The 16,683-nt window shown below is 74.3% G+C and carries 17 protein-coding genes; 9 read left to right on the plus strand and 8 right to left on the minus strand.

Annotated elements, in window-relative coordinates; genetic code table 11:
- Positions 1-133 precede the first annotated feature (133 nt).
- From AC07FV_RS30335 to AC07FV_RS30350, 4 genes are all read right to left on the minus strand, one after another.
- A complete protein-coding gene (locus AC07FV_RS30335; RefSeq protein WP_356609076.1) occupies positions 134-583 on the minus strand; it encodes an ester cyclase in 450 nt (149 codons plus the stop codon).
- Between the two features lie 154 nt (positions 584-737).
- Positions 738-1,442 (minus strand): 3-oxoacyl-ACP reductase FabG, encoded by a 705-nt coding sequence (gene fabG / locus AC07FV_RS30340; protein ID WP_479090666.1) that lies wholly within the window; start codon positions 1,440-1,442, stop codon positions 738-740.
- Between the two features lie 19 nt (positions 1,443-1,461).
- Positions 1,462-2,139, minus strand: coding sequence for an HAD-IA family hydrolase (locus tag AC07FV_RS30345; RefSeq protein WP_479090668.1), 678 nt, complete (start codon positions 2,137-2,139; stop codon positions 1,462-1,464).
- Entirely contained in the window at positions 2,133-3,146 is a 1,014-nt protein-coding gene (locus AC07FV_RS30350) for a ScbA/BarX family gamma-butyrolactone biosynthesis protein (RefSeq protein WP_479090670.1), read from the minus strand. Before AC07FV_RS30350 ends, AC07FV_RS30345 begins: the two co-directional genes overlap by 7 nt.
- Before the next feature lie 273 nt (positions 3,147-3,419).
- Here AC07FV_RS30350 and AC07FV_RS30355 point away from each other — a divergent pair, with 273 nt between their 5' ends.
- Positions 3,420-5,039: an acyl-CoA carboxylase subunit beta gene (locus tag AC07FV_RS30355; RefSeq protein ID WP_479090672.1), complete on the plus strand. Its 1,620-nt coding sequence runs from the start codon at positions 3,420-3,422 to the stop codon at positions 5,037-5,039.
- A gap of 57 nt (positions 5,040-5,096) precedes the next feature.
- Complete coding sequence (locus AC07FV_RS30360; RefSeq protein WP_479090674.1) at positions 5,097-5,414, plus strand: acyl-CoA carboxylase epsilon subunit; 318 nt, start codon at positions 5,097-5,099, stop codon at positions 5,412-5,414.
- Between the two features lie 177 nt (positions 5,415-5,591).
- Here the strand turns inward: AC07FV_RS30360 and AC07FV_RS30365 are convergent, their stop codons facing one another.
- Positions 5,592-6,632, minus strand: coding sequence for a ketoacyl-ACP synthase III family protein (locus AC07FV_RS30365; protein ID WP_479090676.1), 1,041 nt, complete (start codon positions 6,630-6,632; stop codon positions 5,592-5,594).
- 205 nt (positions 6,633-6,837) lie between these two features.
- On the opposite strand from AC07FV_RS30365, the gene AC07FV_RS30370 reads away from it, so the two are divergent.
- The 3 genes from AC07FV_RS30370 to AC07FV_RS30380 are packed head-to-tail and all read left to right on the plus strand — an operon-like array spanning position 6,838 to position 9,474.
- The gene (locus AC07FV_RS30370) at positions 6,838-7,116 is read left to right on the plus strand and encodes an acyl carrier protein (protein WP_479090678.1); all 279 of its coding nucleotides are present in this window, start codon (positions 6,838-6,840) and stop codon (positions 7,114-7,116) included.
- The gene (locus AC07FV_RS30375; protein ID WP_479090679.1) at positions 7,109-8,332 is read left to right on the plus strand and encodes a beta-ketoacyl-[acyl-carrier-protein] synthase family protein; all 1,224 of its coding nucleotides are present in this window, start codon (positions 7,109-7,111) and stop codon (positions 8,330-8,332) included. The genes AC07FV_RS30370 and AC07FV_RS30375 overlap by 8 nt, the downstream gene beginning before the upstream one ends.
- On the plus strand, positions 8,329-9,474 hold the full coding sequence (locus AC07FV_RS30380; protein ID WP_479090681.1) for a beta-ketoacyl synthase N-terminal-like domain-containing protein: 1,146 nt from the start codon (positions 8,329-8,331) through the stop codon (positions 9,472-9,474). The genes AC07FV_RS30375 and AC07FV_RS30380 overlap by 4 nt, the downstream gene beginning before the upstream one ends.
- Here AC07FV_RS30380 and AC07FV_RS30385 read toward each other — a convergent pair.
- Both AC07FV_RS30385 and AC07FV_RS30390 read right to left on the minus strand, forming a co-directional pair.
- Entirely contained in the window at positions 9,460-10,212 is a 753-nt protein-coding gene (locus tag AC07FV_RS30385) for a response regulator transcription factor (protein ID WP_479090682.1), read from the minus strand. The genes AC07FV_RS30380 and AC07FV_RS30385 overlap by 15 nt on opposite strands.
- The gene (locus tag AC07FV_RS30390; RefSeq protein WP_479090684.1) at positions 10,209-11,432 is read right to left on the minus strand and encodes a sensor histidine kinase; all 1,224 of its coding nucleotides are present in this window, start codon (positions 11,430-11,432) and stop codon (positions 10,209-10,211) included. Before AC07FV_RS30390 ends, AC07FV_RS30385 begins: the two co-directional genes overlap by 4 nt.
- 382 nt (positions 11,433-11,814) lie before the next feature.
- Between AC07FV_RS30390 and AC07FV_RS30395 the strand changes: the two genes are divergently transcribed.
- Positions 11,815-12,489: a TetR family transcriptional regulator gene (locus tag AC07FV_RS30395; protein ID WP_479090686.1), complete on the plus strand. Its 675-nt coding sequence runs from the start codon at positions 11,815-11,817 to the stop codon at positions 12,487-12,489.
- Between the two features lie 54 nt (positions 12,490-12,543).
- Here the strand turns inward: AC07FV_RS30395 and AC07FV_RS30400 are convergent, their stop codons facing one another.
- A complete protein-coding gene (locus tag AC07FV_RS30400) occupies positions 12,544-13,236 on the minus strand; it encodes a ScbR family autoregulator-binding transcription factor (protein WP_479090687.1) in 693 nt (230 codons plus the stop codon).
- Positions 13,237-13,392: 156 nt separating this feature from the next.
- On the opposite strand from AC07FV_RS30400, the gene AC07FV_RS30405 reads away from it, so the two are divergent.
- The 3 genes from AC07FV_RS30405 (at position 13,393) to AC07FV_RS30415 (ending at position 16,676) form a co-directional block, all read left to right on the plus strand.
- Entirely contained in the window at positions 13,393-14,361 is a 969-nt protein-coding gene (locus AC07FV_RS30405) for a ScbA/BarX family gamma-butyrolactone biosynthesis protein (RefSeq protein ID WP_479090688.1), read from the plus strand.
- A gap of 10 nt (positions 14,362-14,371) precedes the next feature.
- Positions 14,372-15,310, plus strand: a complete 939-nt coding sequence (locus AC07FV_RS30410; protein WP_479090689.1) for an NAD-dependent epimerase/dehydratase family protein — start codon at positions 14,372-14,374, stop codon at positions 15,308-15,310.
- A gap of 400 nt (positions 15,311-15,710) precedes the next feature.
- A complete protein-coding gene (locus AC07FV_RS30415) occupies positions 15,711-16,676 on the plus strand; it encodes an acyl-CoA thioesterase (protein ID WP_479090690.1) in 966 nt (321 codons plus the stop codon).
- The last annotated feature ends 7 nt before the right edge of the window (positions 16,677-16,683 follow it).

Here is a 16,683-nt window from a genome sequence, read left to right on the forward strand (position 1 = left end):
GCGACCGTTCTTTTGGGGGGGGGGGGGTGGGGGGTCGTTTCTCGCCCCCGGGTTGGGAACAGAAAGAGTGCCGACCCCCCAGTTCGGGTTTCCCCCCCTGCTGCGTGTGCGGGCGCTGTGCCGGTACGGCCCGTCAGGCCGCGGGGGCCGGCTTCGGGGCGCCCGTCAGCGGCTTGTCCCAGGCGCCGAGCTGGCGGAACAGCTCCAGGTCGTCACGGACGGCCCAGTGCTGCACGACCTGCCCGTCGGCGACCCGGTACACGTGCAGGTGCTGCACGCGCACCTCCTTGCCGGTGGCGGGCACGCCCATGAACTCGGCGACCTGACGGCCCGAGAAGACCAGGCGGATCAGCGCCTTGTCGCCCTTGGCGAAGGCGTCGACCACCTCCCAGCGGGCGTTCTCCCACACGCCGCGCATCCAGTGGGCCGTGCGGATGTAGGCCTCCGCCCCGATCGGCGCCCCCTCCGGGGCCTCGTAGTCGACGAAGTCCTCGGAGACCAGGCGCCGGGCGACCTCCTCGTCACCGTCGTTGAAGATCTTGCCCATCTCCAGGGCGACCTGCAGTACCTCTTCGTCGGTCATGACACTGTCCCTTCGTCGGCGGTGCCTGTGCGTGGCGTGGCTCGGCCCGCACAGCGCACCGGGTGTGCGGTGCTGTGGTGCGTGGGTGAGTGCGTACGTGCGTGGTTGCGTACGTGAGCGGTGGTGCGGGGGAGGGAGGGCCGGGTGGGCCGGGTCACTGCCCCATGCCGATGCCGCCGCCGACCGGGACCGCTGCCCCGGTGACGTAGGCGGCGCCGTCGCCGGCGAGGAAGGTGACGACGTCGGCCACCTCCTGGGGGGTGCCGGTGCGGCGCAGGGGGGTCTGGCTCAGCAGCTGGGTGCGGCGCTTGTCCGTGACGGCCTGGATCATGTCCGTCTCGATGAGCCCGGGCGTGACCATGTTGACGGTGACGTTCCGCGAGCCGAGTTCCCAGGCCAGCGACCGGGTCAGGCCGAGCATGCCGGACTTGGAGGCCGCGTAGTTCGACTGCCCGGGGGAGCCCAGGAAGCCCATGATCGACGAGACGAACACGATCCGTCCCCACTTGGCGCTGATCATGGAACGGGACACCAGCCGGGCCATCCGGAACGAGCCGACGAGGTTCGTCCGGACGACGTCCTCGAAGTCCTCGTCGCGCATCATGGGAGCCAGTGCGTCGCGGGTGATGCCCGCGTTGGCCACCAGCACCCCGACCGATCCGAACTGCGCCTCGACCTCGGCCACGGCGCGCCGTGCGCCCTCGGGGTCCCGGACGTCGCAGCGCACGCCGAACAGTCCGTCCGGGGCCTCGCCGCTGCGGTGGGTGATCGCGACCTTGTCGCCGTTCTCGGCGAAGCTGCGCGCGATGGTCAGACCGATGCCCCGGTTGCCTCCGGTGACCAGAACGGTGCGTGACATGGATGGGAGCCCTTCTGTTTCAGACCGCCGCCCGGCCGGTGGCGACCGGGCGGGCGAGGCGGCGGGTGACGGCGGCCGCCGCGGTGTCGGTGTCGGTGAAGTGGACGCTCTGCCAGCCGGCGGCCTCGGCCCCGGCGCAGTTGGCCTCGATGTCGTCGACCAGGAGGCACTCCGCGGGCGCGACGCCCGCGATCTCGGCGGCCGCCTCGAAGATGCCGCGCTGCGGCTTGCGTACGCCGATCCGGAAGGACAGGGCCAGCCCGTCGAACAGTCCCTCCGGCGGGACCATGCGCCGCCAGTGCCGGTCCCAGGCGGGGGGCATGTTGGAGAGCATTCCGACGAAGATCCCCTCGGCGTGCCAGGAGCGCAGTTGCCCGAGCCAGGCGTGGTTCGTCTCCCGGCCCTCGAACCAGCGCTCGCCGAAGCCCGTCAGGTCGGCGTCGACGCCGCGCTCGCGCAGCTCGGCGTTCATCCGCGCCGCCCACTGGTCCTCGGTGAGCAGCGGGGTGTCCAGCGGCGCCATGAGGTCGCCGCCGTACGGCTCGGCCACCGCGGCCATGGCGCCGCGGAAGGCGTCCGCGGGAATCCCGGTCCGGCGGCAGAAGGTCTGGAGGTCCTCCGGGATCGGCGGCGTGAGCACCCCGCCGAAGTCCGTCCACACCGCGCGCACCGGCGTAGCGCCGCCCGGGGTCACCACGCCGCTCCGCCGACCGCGCCGTCCCGGACCGCGGCCACCGGCGCCGGAGTGAACTCGAGCGCGATCCGGCCCGCGGGGGCGCCGTCCTGGGAGAAGACGACGGTGCGGCCGGTGCGGCCGTCGTCGGCGGCTTCCGGGTGGGCCGTGGCCACCAGCGGCGAGTCGAGCTCCGCGAACCGCGTGAAGTCGGCGGTGCACCCGGTCACGGTGGCGTCGGTGGGGACACCCGAGAGGTGGGCGAGCTGCCGGGCGGCCTCGGTCAGCACCATGGCCGGGACGTGGTCGTAGGTGTGGTCGAACAGGCTCTTGTTCTCGAAGAGCGGCTCCACCTGCGCGGACACGCTGTCACCCTGGAGGCTCGGTTCGCCGAGCACCACGTTGGCGTGGTGGGTGCGGCCCACCTCCGCGGCGGCGGCCGGGCGGCTGCGCAGCACGTCCGTCAGCTCGGTGGTGAGCGGCGGCGTGGACCGGCGCTGGAGGAAGCGGAGCTTGCCGTAGTCGGCGCTCTTCGCCGTGCCCACGTCGATCCGGGTACGGGCCACGCGGCGGCCGGCGATGCTCAGAGCGACCTCGGAACTCACCCCGCGCAGACGCCCGTTGCGCGCGGTGACCGGGGTGACGGTGCCGGCCAGGGCCAGCTCGCCGGGCCGGTCGCCGGGGGCGAGGGCGAGGGGGTCCTCGATCCGGATCGACCAGTTGTTGACCAGGAACGTGGTCTCCAGGGAGATGCCCAGCTGGCGGTGGGAGGCGGCGACGCCCGCCTGGCGCGCGGCCTCCAGCAGCAGGAGGAAGTCGTACGTCACCGGCGTACGCACGTGGTCGCTGAAGTAGGGGTGGCCGATGGGGAGTTGCGCACCGGCCAGAAAGTCCTCGGGCCCGGTCCGCACCAGGTCGGTGACCAGGACCTCCGAGACTGCCGCCCGGTGCACCAGGGCCCGGTCGATGGTGCGGGCGAAGGTCGGTGCGCGGACCGGCTCCGGTTCCGCCCTGTCGATAGACGTTGTCATTCGCGAAGAACTCCTTGTCCGGGCCGCCTGCGGCGGAACTCCGAAAATCGCGCTACGGCCCCGAATCGGGCCCGTCGGCAATGATTCCGAGCCGGTATAGAAGTCCTGTGGAAAGCGTATGGAGGGGTGTCCGGTCGGCGGAGACGGAGGGCGTCCCGCGGACGTGCCTCGCGGCTTTGAGGCAACTTTCATCACGGCACCACACTCTGTTGGAAACATCTCGGGGACCGTTTTCTGTTCGGCCCGCCGTCCGCCGCAAGGGAGTGCGTTTCGATGACCGCTTTGGATGACCGTCCCCTCGCCGTGCCCGTACCCGTACCCGTGCCGGCGCCGCCGGCCGAGCCGAGCCTGCCGGCGCGTACCGAGGAACTGCTGCACCTGAGGCAGGCGGCACGGAGCGGGCCGAGCGCGGCGGCCACCCGGGCGCAGCACGAGCGCGGCAAGCTGACGGTGCACGAGCGGCTGGAGCTGCTCTTCGACCAGGGCACGTTCACCGAGATCGAGGGCCTGCGCCGGCACCGGGCCACCGGGTTCGGCCTGGAGGACCGCCGCCCGCACACCGACGGCGTGGTCACCGGCTGGGGCCGCGTGCACGGGCGCACGGTCTTCGCCTACGCCCACGACTTCCGGATCTTCGGCGGCTCGCTGGGCGAGTCCCACGCCGAGAAGATCCACAAGATCATGGACATGGCCGAGGCGGCCGGCGCTCCGCTGGTCAGCCTCAACGACGGCGCCGGCGCCCGTATCCAGGAGGGCGTCTCGGCGCTCGCCGGGTACGGCGGCATCTTCCGCCGCAACGTCCGTGCCTCGGGTGTGATCCCGCAGATCAGCGTGATGCTGGGGCCGTGCGCGGGCGGCGCGACCTACTCGCCGGCGCTGACCGACTTCGTGTTCATGGTGCGCGGCATCTCCCAGATGTTCATCACCGGGCCGGACGTGGTGGAGACCGTCACCGGCGAGAAGGTGACCCAGGAGCAGCTCGGCGGCGCCGACCTGCACGCCGCGATGTCGGGTGCGGCGGCCTTCGCGTACGACGACGAGGAGTCCTGCCTGGAGGACGTCCGCTACCTGCTGTCGCTGCTCCCCTCCAACAACCGGGAGGCGCCGCCCTCCGCGGGGCCGGCCGACCGGCTGCCGGCCCTGGACGAGGAACTGCTGCACCTGGTGCCGGCCGACCCGAACCAGCCGTACGACATGCGCGAGGTGATCGCGCGGCTCGTGGACGACGCCGAGTACCTGGAGGTCCACGAGCGGTGGGCGCCGAACCTGCTGTGCGTGCTGGCGCGCATCGACGGGCAGACGGTCGGGCTGGTGGCGAACCAGCCCAGGCACCTGGCCGGCGTGCTGGACATCGAGGCCTCGCAGAAGGGGGCCTCGTTCATCCAGACCTGCGACGCCTTCAACATCCCGCTCGTCACGCTGGTCGACGTCCCCGGCTTCCTGCCCGGCACCGACCAGGAGCACGGCGGCATCATCCGCCACGGCGCGAAACTGCTCTACGCGTACTGCAACGCCACCGTCCCGCGGGTCCAGGTGATCCTGCGCAAGGCCTACGGCGGTGCCTACATCGTCATGGACTCGCGCTCCATCGGCTGCGACCTGTCCTACGCCTGGCCGACGAACGAGATCGCCGTGATGGGCGCCGAGGGCGCGGTGAACGTCATCCACCGCCGCGCCGTCGCCGCCGCCCCGGACCCGCAGGCCACGCGCAGGGCGCTGACCGACGAGTACCGCGAGGCGCTGATGCACCCGTACTACGCGGCCGAGCGCGGCCTGGTCGACGACGTGATCGACCCCCGCACCACGCGCTCGGTCCTCGCGGAGGCACTGCGGATGCTGCGTACGAAGCAGGAGACACTCGTGCCCCGCAAGCACGGCAACCCGCCGATGTGACCGAGCACGGCGGAGGAAACGAGCGTCCCCCCCACGGACACGGACACGGACACGGCCATGGACACGGACACGGACACGGACACGGACATGGACACGGCCATGGACACGGACACGGCCATGGACACGGACATGGGCACGGACAGGGACATGAACATGAACATGGACACACCACCGGCCGGGCCACCCGCCCTGCGCGTGGTCCGGGGTGATCCCACCCCCGGCGAACTGGCCGCGCTCACCGCCGTCCTGCTGGCCCGCGGCGGTGCCGCGCCGCCCGACGGACCCCCGGACACCGCCCCCGTTCCCGCCGCCCCCGGCTGGCTGCGGGCGGGAGGCCACCACCCGGCGGGGGCGTGGCGCACGGTCCCGCACTGAGCGGTACCGAGCGGCAGCCGGGCTGTTGTGAGCCGCACCGGGCGGCTCGGTCCCGTACCGAGCCGCCCCCCCGCCCCCCCCCGCACGCATGCGTCGGCCGGGGCTGCGCCGAGTCCCCCGGGAGGGATCGGCGCGGCCCCGGCCTTCGTCACGCGCGCGTCGTCCGCGCGCCGTCGATCAGCGGGGCGCGGGGGCCTCGACCACCGCGCAGGACCAGGTGAAGCCGGCGCCCGCGTTGAGCACCAGGCCGATGTCGCCGGGGTCCAGGGCCGAGCGGCGCAGCACCTCGTACAGTCCCGCCGGCAGGTCGCCCGTGCCCAGGTGGCCGGTGTCGGCCCCCCAGTCGACGGGGCGGGCCGCGACGGTCTCGCGCAGGGTCGGCACCCACGCGGCCTCCAGCGTCTTGCGGCCGAGGCGGGGCAGCAGGACGAACCGGATGCGCGGATCGTCCGCCGCGAGGCCGGCGTCCCGCAGCGCCCCGCCGACCACGCACCGGATCATGTCCCGGTTGACCTTCTTGAAGGGCGCGACCCCGTGGTCGTGCAGATAGGCGCGCTTGGTGCGCCGCATGTCGACGACGGGCGAGTTCTCCCGGGGCAGCCGGGCGAAGGGGTCGTCGCCCCGGTGCATGGCCTCCAGGTGCGGGGCCGCCGCGGTGTGCAGGGCCCGCAGCAGCAGGGGGTCGCCGGGGCCGGCCGGGTGGCGCAGCAGCACGGCCGTGGCGGCGTCCCCGTACGCCGCCCCGTAGTCGCTGCGCCACCGGTCGAAACCGGGCCCGGTGAAACGGTCCGCCGTGGTGACCAGGGCGTGCCCGGTGCCGGTGTCCAGGGAGAGGCGGGCGACGGCCAGTTCCAGGGCCGCCGCGCCGCCGTTGCAGATCTGCTGGATGCCGACCGGCACCGAGTGGTGCGCGCCGATCTGGTGGGCGACGTAGTGCGCCGGCGACCACAGGTCGTGGCCCTGGTAGTGCATCCAGGCGTGCAGCACGAGCGTCAGGTCGCCCGCCGCGGCCCGGCCGTCGCGCAGGGCGCGCTGCGCGGCCAGTACGGCCATCTCGGGTGCGGAGACGTCCTCGGCGACCGGCAGCCGGGGGTGCCCCAGGTCCCGTGCCACCTTCTCCTCGACCCGCTGCTCGGCCACGGCGTCGTCCGCGCCGTCCCTCTTCTCCGGCAGCCACAGGGCGGCTGCGGCGATACCCACCGGCGCGGTCGTTCTCATGACGGGAGCCCCCTTTGATTCCGGCAACACGCCTATTGTTCGCAGGGCGGAATGGAATGCGTGTAAAACCCGTATGGAAGAGGGGTCGAATTCGTTTTTCGAGGGTTCTCCGCCGCACACGGAATGTGGCAGCATGAATGCGCCAACCACATTCCCGCATTCAGTGAAGGGCGGGGTGTGTCCATACGCCGAAGGGAACACGGTCATGTCGGGCAACCTGGTCAACGAAATCTCCCCCGAGCTGCGCACCCGCATCCGGGAGATCGTGGCGGACGTGCTGGAGGTCTCCGCCGAGGAGGTGCAGGAGCAGCACAGCTTCGTCGAGGACTTCGACGCCGACTCCCTGCTGATCATCGAGATGTTCTCGCGTTTCGAGAAGCAGCTGGGCATCGAGATACCGCAGGAGGAACTGGTCGACCTCGACGACCTCGGCACCGCCTACGAGCTGATCGCACGGCACGCGACCGCCGTCGCGCATGTCTGAGCGCGCGCCGCGCCGTGTGGCGGTGACCGGACTGGGCGCGGTGAGCAGTCTCGGCATCGGCGCCGAGGCCTTCACCGAGGCCGTCCGCGAGGGCCGCAGCGGCATCACGGAGATCAGCTCCTTCGACAGCACCGGCTTCCGGCACACCCGAGCCGGTGAGGTGCACGACTTCCGGCCGCAGGACCACCTGGAGCGGCTGCCGGCCGAGAAGTGGGGCCGCAGCGGCCAGTTCGCCGCGGCGGCCGCCCGGCTCGCCGCGCGGGACGCGGGCTGGGCCGGCGACGACCTGTCCGAGGCCCGGGCCGGCAGTGCCATGGGGACGACCAACGGAGAGGCCCGCGCCTTCCAGGAACTGACCGAGCAGTGGCTGGACCGGGGCATCGACGGGATCGACGGGGATCTCGCCGCACATGCCTCCGCCGACCGCATCGCGGCCGCCGTGAACACCGAACTCGGCCTGCACGGCGAGGCGCAGACCTTCGGCACCGCCTGCGCGGCGAGCAACTACGCCATCGGCTACGGCTTCGACCTCATCCGCAGCGGCGCCATGGACGTGATGATCGCCGGTGGCGCCGACGCGGTGAACCGGGCCACCCACGCCGGTTTCCACCGGCTGGGCGCCATCGCCCCCGACCTGTGCCGCCCGTTCGACGAGGACCGGGCCGGCATCATGACCGCCGAGGGCGGCGCGGCCCTGGTCCTGGAGTCGTGGGACGACGCCGTCGCCCGCGGCGCCCGTATCTACGCCGAGGTGCTGGGATACGGCCTGACCTGCGACGCGAAACACCCCACGCAGCCGGACCGGGACGGTATCGCCGAGTGCATCCGCCGGGCGCACAAGGACGCCGGGGTCGAGCCGGACGCCGTCGACTACGTGTGCGCCCACGGCACGGGCACGGCCGCCAACGACTCCACCGAGGTCGCGGCCGTACGTGAGGTCTTCGGCGACCGCGTCCCGCCGATCAGCTCCATCAAGTCGATGCTCGGGCACACCATGGGCGCCGCCAGCGGCTTCGGTGCGCTGGCCTGCTGCGCGGCGCTGCACCACGGGTTCCTGCCGCCGACGGCGACGGTCCGCGCGGTGGACCCCGCCCTCGGCCCGGACCTGGACTGCGTGCCGGGCCGGGCCCGGGACGCCCGCCCGAGGGTCGTGGAGAACCACGGGTTCGCCTTCGGGGGCAACAACGCCATCGTGATGCTGGGGAGGGCCGCATGAGCGCCACCGCACAGTCCACTGCCGTACGGATCACCGGCTACGGGGTGCTCAGCGCGGCGGGCCCCGGCGGCAAGGCCCTGTACGAGGCGGTCCGGTCGGGTGTGCTGCCCCCGGGCGAGGCTCCCGCGCGGCTGCTGGACGGCCAGCCGGCGCCGCCGGGCGTACGGCTGGTGCCGGTACCCGACTTCGCACCGGAGGAGTACCTGGGCCGCAAGGGGCTGAGAGCGCTCAGCCGCACCACCACGCTCGCCATGGCGGCGGCGGAGATGGCGCTGGACAGCCTCCAGGAGCCCGACGGGTCCCGCGACGTGGACACCGGTGTGGTGCTCGGCACCAGCACCGGCAGCGCCCGGGCCTTCGCGGAGTTCTTCCGCGAGACCTACGAGGCGGAGCGCCCCTACCTGGTGAGCCCGGCGCTCTTCCCGGGCCTGCTGCTGAACCACGGTGCCAGCCAGGTGGCCATGCGGCACTCCCTCACCGGCGTGAACGCCTCGCTCGCCGGCGGTCCGGTCTCCGCGCTGTCCGCGCTGCGCTACGCCCGCACCGCGCTGCTGACCGGCCGGGCGGAGCGGCTGCTGACCGGGGCGGTGGAGGAACTCAGCGCGCACACTGCCTGGGCCTGGCACCGGGGCGGCACGCTCGGCGACCGGCCGGCCATCGGCGAGGGCAGTGCCGTCTTCGTCCTGGACGCGGCGCCGGAAGCGGCCGCGACCGGTTCGCCGCGGGTCGAACTGACCGCGTGCGAGGTGGCCTTCACTCCGCCGGAGGAGGGACCCAACGCGGTGGCGGCGGCCCTGGCCCGCTGCGTGGAGAACGCGCTGGAGGCGGGTGGCGCCCGGCCGGGCGACGTCGATGTCGTCTCGGCCGGTGCGGCCGGCGGTCCGGGCTGGGGCGCGGTGGAGACCCGGGGGCTGCGCCGGGCACTGGCCGGGCACGCGCCCGACGTGCTGCGGGTGCGGGACGTCCTCGGGGAGACCTACAGTGCCGGCGGCGCGCTGCAACTGGCCGCGCTGCTCGCGCACTGGGAGGGCGGGCCGGGAGCCGCGGACGACGCTGTCCGCCGCTTCGGGCTGGTGACGTCCGTCGGCCACGACGGATCGGTGGGCGCCGCCGTGCTGCGCCGGCCGTCAGCCACCGGATGAGCGAGGCAGCCGGTCGCCGGTCGCCGGGGAGGAGCGTCTTCCCGGCGACCGGCGCGGTGCTGCCGCGGGCACGTCGGGGGAGGGGATGAGGGCGGCACGGACCGCCTTGTTGACGGCGTCCACCCGGGACACCGCGTCCAGCTTGCGGAAGACGCGGTTCAGGTGCCGCTTGACCGTGCCCTCGGAGATGCCGAGCCAGTCGGCGATCTGCCGGTTGCTCATCGCCGACGCCGCGCCGACCAGGGCCTGGTGCTCGCGCCGGGACAGCGGCTCCTCCAGGACCTCGTGCCGCGCGGTGCCGGAGGGCACCAGGACGGTCGTGTGCCGGGCGTCGGTGAGCGCGTTCGAGACGGCCATCAGCAGCGCCGTGCGGTCGATGCCCTTGTGCAGGAAGCCCCGTGCGCCGGCCGCGAGCATCTCCTCCACGAGGTAGGACTGCGCGTGGGCGGTCAGGCACAGCACGCGGGTGCGCGGCGAGACGGAGAGGATCTCGCGCACCGTCCCCGCTCCCCGGCTGCGGGGCATCTGGACGTCGAGCAGCAGCAGGTCGGGCCGCTCCTCGGTCGCGCTTCGGACGGCCTGCGCGCCGTCGGCGGCCTGCCCCACCACGGTGAGGCGGGGCTGCGCGTCGAGCAGGTCGGCGAGCGTCTCGCGGAACAGGGCGTGGTCGTCGGCGACGACGATGCGCACCGGGCGCACGGAGGGCGGCTGTTCGGTGGTGGACGCCGGCAGGGTCACGGCCGTGCCCCGAGCGGCACGTGCAGTTCGGTGCGGGTGCCTTCGCCGGGCGCGCTCGTGATGCGCAGCCGGCCCCCGAGGTCCTCGACCCGCTCCCGGACGGCGACCAGACCGTGCCCGGCGCGCGAGCCGGCCGCGGCAGGGCGTACGACGAAACCCGCACCGTCGTCGTCGACCCGGGCGTACACCCACCGCCGGGTGACGCGGACCGTCACCTCGACGTGCGCGGCCCCGGCGTGCGCCAGGGAGTTGCGCAGGATCTCGCGCAGGACGAGGAGCAGTTCGCGGCGGCAGTGCTCCGGGGCGACGGCCTCGTCGCCGATGATGCGCACCGAGACGTCCGTCCGCGCCGCCAGGTCGCTCGCGAAGGCGTCGAGGGCGGCCCGCAGCGGCGGTGTGCGGGTGCTGTGCCGCAGGCCCGCGATCAGGCTGCGGTTCTCCCGTACGGCCTGGTCCAGGGCCCTTCTGGCCACAGCCAGGTGGGCGGCGCCGCCCACCGGGTCGGTCTCGCCGAGTTCGACCCGGTGCAGGGCCACGGCCAGGGTGCTGCCCAACTCGTCGTGGAGCCGGCGCGCCAGCCGTCGGGACTCGCTCCAGCCGCCGTCGCCGCGCCAGAAGTCGGCCTGGGCCGTCCGCAGCACGTCGGCGAGGTCCCGCACCGCGGCCAGAGCCCGCGGCAGCGCCGGCCCGTCGGCGCCGGACGCGCCCTCCAGCGCGTCGAGCAGCGCGCACTCGTACAGCAGGCCGACCGCCGCCACGAGGTGGTGGGGCCCGACCTCGCTGGTGGCGGGGAGGAACGGGCGCGCTCCCGGCGGCCGCTCGCCGGCGCGCGCGGCGTGCTCCAGTACGCGCCGGGCGAAGGCGGCGAGCGCCGAGGTCAGCGCGGCCCGCTCGCGGTCGGCGGGCGGCAGCACCGCCGGGAGGGCGAGCCGGAACCGGTGCAGGACCGCCTCGTGACCGGCCTGCGCGGGCGCGGGCGCGGGCGCGGGTGACGGTGGCGGTGGCGGCCGCCGGGGGCCGGCGGTCGCGGACCCGGCCGGTGCCTCCGGACGGAGCCCGGCCGCGACGCGCGGCACGGGGGGCCGCGGGCGCGTGTCCGGACGCGTCGCGCGGATCAGTCCCTCGCGCAGAGCGGCGACGAAGACGGTGCCGGGGGGAGTGGCGGTCGCGGCCGGTGGTCTCCCGTCCGGCCGACGTATCGGTGTCGTCGGGTCGTCCATGAGGACTCCTCACGCTCGGATTCCAGACGAGGGCGACATTAACAAACAGGCTTGTCTGTTTGTCAACGGGATCTGAAGCGTACGACGATGCCACCTCCAGCGCCCCTTGAGGGGGTGGTGCGCTGCGTCGGGCCGCGGGTCCCGACGTGTCCAAGTCGGGGTTCGGTCGCGTTTGGCCAGCTCACAGGCTTCGTAGCAAGGGCGGAGGATCGGTCGGGACGCCCGGCTGCGGGGTTCGCGCGGTCGGGGCCGGCCGGAAGAATAAAGCAGGCAGACTTGTATGGTTCAGGTTCCGGTGCTTCACTTGGCCCCTGGCGACGGGGCCCGGTGTCCGTCGCGCAAGACCGCCGCCGCGCCGTGCGAGGAAGGACCGCGCCGTCCGATGCAGAAGCGAGCCGAGCAGACCCGCCAGGCCATCCTCCGTGCCGCCGCCGAACTGATCGGCGACGGAGGCCCGGAGGCGGCCGGACTGGTCGAGATCTGCCGCGGTGCGGGAGTGAGCAGGGGTGCCCTGTACCACCACTTCGCCGCGAAGGAGGACGTGGCGGTCCGGGTGCGCGACCAGGCGCGCAGCAGGACCACCGCGCTGGTCGACGAGGCCTTCACCGCGGACCCGGCCGACCCGTCCGAGGACGCGGTCCTCGCGGCGCTGTCCCGCTTCACCGCCGGACTCGGCAAGGCCCTGGGCGACGAACCCGTCGTACGGGCCGGGCTGCGGCTGGACCCGGACGGGTCCGCGGACCCCTCCCGCCGGCTGCGGCAGGAGGTGCTGGACTCGGTGCACCACCGGCTGCGCGGACTGCTGTCGTCCGCCGCCCCGGCCGACCGCGCGGCCGAGCCCCAGGACCTCGCCGACCTCGCCGTGGCGGTCGTCGCGGGGCTGGAGTCGCTGGGGAGGGCGGAGGCCGACTGGTGGTCGCCCGCCACGTCCGAACGGATCTGGCGCACCCTGCGCCCGCTCTTCCCGCCCCCGGGGCCGTCCGCCGACGGCGCCCCGGTGCCGGCGGCCGCCCGGGCCGTCGCCGGGGTGGACGCCGAGGTCGACGCCGGGGTGTGACGCCACCGGCCGCCGGTGCGCGGCCCGGCGCCCCCGCGGTCCCGCGGGCGCGGCTCAGCCGTGCACCGGCGCCCCGGGTGCCGCCCCGGAGCCCCGCCCCGCCCCGCCCGTCCCTTCCGCCCCGCCCGGCCCGTCCGTGACGGCCGGCGGCGGCGCGACCCGCAGCCGCGCCAGCACCCCCGGAGTGGCGACGCCCGGCAGCACCAGCCGCCACATCGTCCGCACGCGTTCCATGAGGTCCCGACGCCGGCTGTACACCTGAGACATCAACTGGACGCCAGTGAACGCGCCCACGATGAACTGCGTGACCTCCTCCAGGTCCGCGCCGGGCAGCAGCTCGCCCTGCTCCGCGGCCACCTCGAGCAGACCGAGGATGGCGTCGGCCGACTGCTGGTACGGCGTCACGCCGGGGCGGGTGAACGAGCTCTGCTCGATGGTCAGCCGCACACTCGCCCGCAGCACCGGGTCGCTCTGCAGCCGGCGGGCGTACTCCAGCGTGAGGTCCACCACCGCCTGGAGCTTCATCGGCTGCTCGGGGACCACCAGGGCCTCGCTCTGGGCCGCCACCAGGGCCGCCGCGATGGCCTCCTTGGAGGGGAAGTGGTGGTAGAGCGCGCCCCGCGTCAGCCCGCTGCGCGCCAGGATCTCGTTCGTACTCGCCGCGTCGTAGCCGCGTTCGTCGAAGACTCGCGCAGCCGCCTCCAGGATGGAGCGCCTCGAGCGCTCACCCCGCTCCTGCACTGCCATCCCGACCTCACATCTTCGTGAACCATAGATTCTGTCTAGCAAACCGAACCGACCTGTCTGTATCTTAGCCCTTGGCAAGGTCATGTTGACCAGCGCAGGGGGGCTGTGCGCCGGTGCGGTCGTTCGCCCTGTACGCAGAGAGAACAGGTGTATTGCATGTCGCGCACGCTCAGTGCCGTTGTTCCTGATCAGCGCACCCGTACCGGGGCCAGGACCATTTTCGCGAGCAGCAGGCTCACCACCACGGTGCCACGCGAGTACGTTCACCGCGCCGCCGTCTCCGAAGTGTTCCTCACTCACTGGGAAGCAGACAGCCCTGACCGGTTCTCCGTCACGGCGCAGTGGCCGCGCGCCCATGCGCTGTTCGTCCCGGTGGGCGGCTACCAGGACCCGCTCCTCCTGGTGGAGTCGGTCCGCCAGACCGGGGCGCTGCTCGCGCACGCCCAGTACGACGTTCCCTTCGGGCACCAGTTCCTGATGTGGCACATGTCCTTCGACGCCCGGCCGGAGGCGCTCGTGGCCGGCCCCAGACCCACCGAGGTCGTGCTGCGGGCCGAGTGCGGCGACATCACGCGCCGGGGCGGCAAGCTGGCGGGCATGGAGTACCACGTGACCGTGGAGCGCGACGGCGCCCCGCTCGCCACGGCCACGGCGGCCTTCAGCTGCACCAGCCCGTCCGTCTACCGCAGGCTGCGGGGGGACCGGACCGGCGGGGCGAGCGTCCCGCTGCCGGTCGGCACAGCGCCGGAGAGCGTCGGCAGACAGGGCTCGCGCGACGTCGTCCTGGCCGCCGCCGACCCGCACTCCCCGCACCGCTGGCAGCTGCGGGTGGACACGGCGCACCCGGTCTTCTTCGACCACCCGGTCGACCACGTGCCCGGCATGGTGCTCCTGGAGGCGGCCCGGCAGGCGGCGCACGCGGCGACGGGCCTGCCCGACGCCCTGCCCGTCGGACTGGAGAGCGCCTTCGCGCGCTACGCCGAACTCGACGCGCCCTGCTGGATCGACGCCGAAGCCGGCCGTCCGGACAGCGCCGGCCGCGTCCCGACGACCGTGCGCGGCACGCAGAACGGCAAGACGGTCTTCACCGCCACCGTGGTCCTGTGCCCGACCCGGACCCCGTGAGGAGGCGGCCGTGCCCACCCTCGTCATCACCGGCGCCGGCGGTTTCATCGGCGGCCACGTCGTCCGGGAGGCCGAACGCCTCGGCGTCACCCTGCGGCTGACGGCCCATGACACCGGGGTCCGCGCGGACGGACCCGGCACCACGGTCGTCCGCGCGGACCTCACCGACCCCGCCACCCTGCGCGGTCTGTGCGACGGGGCCGACGCCCTGGTGCACTGCGCCTCCCTGATCGGCGGCCCGGAGGAACGGTGCGAGGCGGTCAACGCCCGCGGCACCGCCGCGCTGGTCGCCGAGGCCCGCCGTGCGGGCGTCGGCCGGATCGTCCAGCTCAGCACCGCCGCGGTGTACGGACGGGGCACCTTCCGGCGCGCCCGCCCCGAGGAGCTGCGACGGGCCCCCGGGTCGGCCACCTCGCGGACCCGGGCGGCCGGGGAGGACGCCGTCCTGGCCGCGGGCGGCACGGTCGTCCGCCCCCACATGGTGTACGGCCGCGGGGACACGAGGGTGGTGCCCGCGCTGGCCCGGCTGCTGCGGGTCCTGCCCGGCACCGTGGCGGGCTGGCGGGCACAGGTGTCCGTCATCGCCGCCGAGGACCTCGCCCGGGCCCTGGTCGCCGCCGCCCTCGCGCCCGCCGGACGGCTCACCGCGCCCGTCTACCACGCCTGCCACCCGCGGCCCGTGCCCTGGCACACGGTGCTGCGCGCGGTGGCCGCCGCCGCCGACGTCCCGTGGCCCGAGCGCGACCTGACCCTCGACCAGGCGTACGAGGCGGTGCGGGCCCGCGGGGGGTCCCGGCACGACCTCGACCTGCTGATCAGCGACCACTGGTTCGACGCCGACCCGCTGTGGACGGACCTCGACATCCCGCCGGGCCCGGCGTTCGAGGAGGGCTTCGCCCGGCACGAGGACTGGTACCGGCGGGCGCTGGCCCCGTCGGAGAGGGCCTAGCCGGCCGAACGGACGGGCCGGGCCCCGCCCCCGCCCTCGGCCCGGCCCGGCATGTCCGGGTGCGGCGCCGTCGTCCCCGGCGGCGTGGCGCCGGCGTCCGCCCTCATGCGTTCCGGGCAGGGCCTCCGACGCTCCCTCCGAGCCGAATACGGAAGGCGACCGGGACTTCGATGCGGCTTTCATCCGCCTTCCACGCGCCGCTGCGACGCTGCCGTGGTGCGGCGCGGCCGCGCCCGGACGAGCCCGCGCCGCCCCGACCCACCACCCCGGAGGCCCCGTTGTCCACCTTGCCAGGAGACCGTCCCGACCGGCTCGAACGCGTCCTGTCCGTGCCCGCGGCCACCGTGCGGCCGGACGGCACCCCCCGGTCCCGCGTCGTTCCGGACCCCGAGTGATGACCATGACGACGACCCTCGCCCACGCGCCCGCACGGCCGCTGCTGGAGACGCTGTCCCTGGTCCCGGTGGGACCGGACGCGTTCCGCGCCCCCGGCACGGTCCCGGCCACCGGGTCCGCGGTGTTCGGCGGCCAGACGGTCGCGCAGGCGCTGAGCGCCGCCGGGCGCACCGTGCCCGGCGACCGCGAACCGCACTCGCTGCACGGCTACTTCCTCTTCCGCGCCGATCCGGCCCGGCCGGTCACCTACCGGGTGGAGCGGCTGCGCGACGGCCACTCCTTCACCAGCCGCCGGGTGGTGGCGGTGCAGTCCGGCGGCCGCGGGGAGCAGGAGGTGTTCCACATGACGGCCTCCTTCAAGAGGACGTCGAGGCCCGGTGCGGAGCACCAGGTGGACATGCCCGCGGCCCAGCCCCCGCACCACCTGCCGCACGCGGTCGACGCGCCCCCGGCGCACGTGCACCCCGCCGTCATCCGGCTCCTGTCCGGCCTGCGCGACGCCGTCGACGTGCGCTACACCGACAGGTCGGGGCCGGTCACCCGCGTCTGGTTCCGGGTGCGGGAGCTGCCCGACGACGTGGCCGCCGGCGGGGCGGCGCTGCACCAGTGCCTCGTCGCCTACCTGTCCGACCTGACCCTGCTGGACTCCGCCTCCCCGCACCACCGCACCGGCCTGCCCAACGACGGGCAGGGGGCCGCGGCCAGCCTCGACCACGCGATGTGGTTCCACCGCCCCCTGCGGGCGGACCAGTGGTTGCTGTACGAGCAGCGCAGTCCGTCCACCGCCGACGGCCGGGCGCTGGCCCACGCGAGGATCTACACGTCCGACGGGGCGCTCGCAGCGACCGTCGTCCAGGAGGGTGTGATGCGGCCCGGCCGTGCGGCGGGCCGGGACCGTGCGCCCGAGGAGGCACCCGAGCCGGACATCGACCCCTTCTCCTGGGCGGTGGCCAAGCCCGAGACGGACTGACGCGCCC

The organism is Streptomyces sp. NPDC045956 (assembly GCF_056430705.1).

Coding starts and splice junctions, on each gene's coding strand:
- AC07FV_RS30335 (WP_356609076.1), bottom strand. CDS start 583: ATGACCGACGAAGAGGTACTGCAGGTCGCCCTGGAGATGGGCAAGATC.
- fabG (WP_479090666.1), bottom strand. CDS start 1,442: ATGTCACGCACCGTTCTGGTCACCGGAGGCAACCGGGGCATCGGTCTG.
- AC07FV_RS30350 (WP_479090670.1), bottom strand. CDS start 3,146: ATGACAACGTCTATCGACAGGGCGGAACCGGAGCCGGTCCGCGCACCG.
- AC07FV_RS30355 (WP_479090672.1), top strand. CDS start 3,420: ATGACCGCTTTGGATGACCGTCCCCTCGCCGTGCCCGTACCCGTACCC.
- AC07FV_RS30360 (WP_479090674.1), top strand. CDS start 5,097: ATGGACACGGACACGGACACGGACACGGACATGGACACGGCCATGGAC.
- AC07FV_RS30365 (WP_479090676.1), bottom strand. CDS start 6,632: ATGAGAACGACCGCGCCGGTGGGTATCGCCGCAGCCGCCCTGTGGCTG.
- AC07FV_RS30370 (WP_479090678.1), top strand. CDS start 6,838: ATGTCGGGCAACCTGGTCAACGAAATCTCCCCCGAGCTGCGCACCCGC.
- AC07FV_RS30375 (WP_479090679.1), top strand. CDS start 7,109: ATGTCTGAGCGCGCGCCGCGCCGTGTGGCGGTGACCGGACTGGGCGCG.
- AC07FV_RS30380 (WP_479090681.1), top strand. CDS start 8,329: ATGAGCGCCACCGCACAGTCCACTGCCGTACGGATCACCGGCTACGGG.
- AC07FV_RS30390 (WP_479090684.1), bottom strand. CDS start 11,432: ATGGACGACCCGACGACACCGATACGTCGGCCGGACGGGAGACCACCG.
- AC07FV_RS30395 (WP_479090686.1), top strand. CDS start 11,815: ATGCAGAAGCGAGCCGAGCAGACCCGCCAGGCCATCCTCCGTGCCGCC.
- AC07FV_RS30400 (WP_479090687.1), bottom strand. CDS start 13,236: ATGGCAGTGCAGGAGCGGGGTGAGCGCTCGAGGCGCTCCATCCTGGAG.
- AC07FV_RS30405 (WP_479090688.1), top strand. CDS start 13,393: ATGTCGCGCACGCTCAGTGCCGTTGTTCCTGATCAGCGCACCCGTACC.
- AC07FV_RS30415 (WP_479090690.1), top strand. CDS start 15,711: ATGACGACGACCCTCGCCCACGCGCCCGCACGGCCGCTGCTGGAGACG.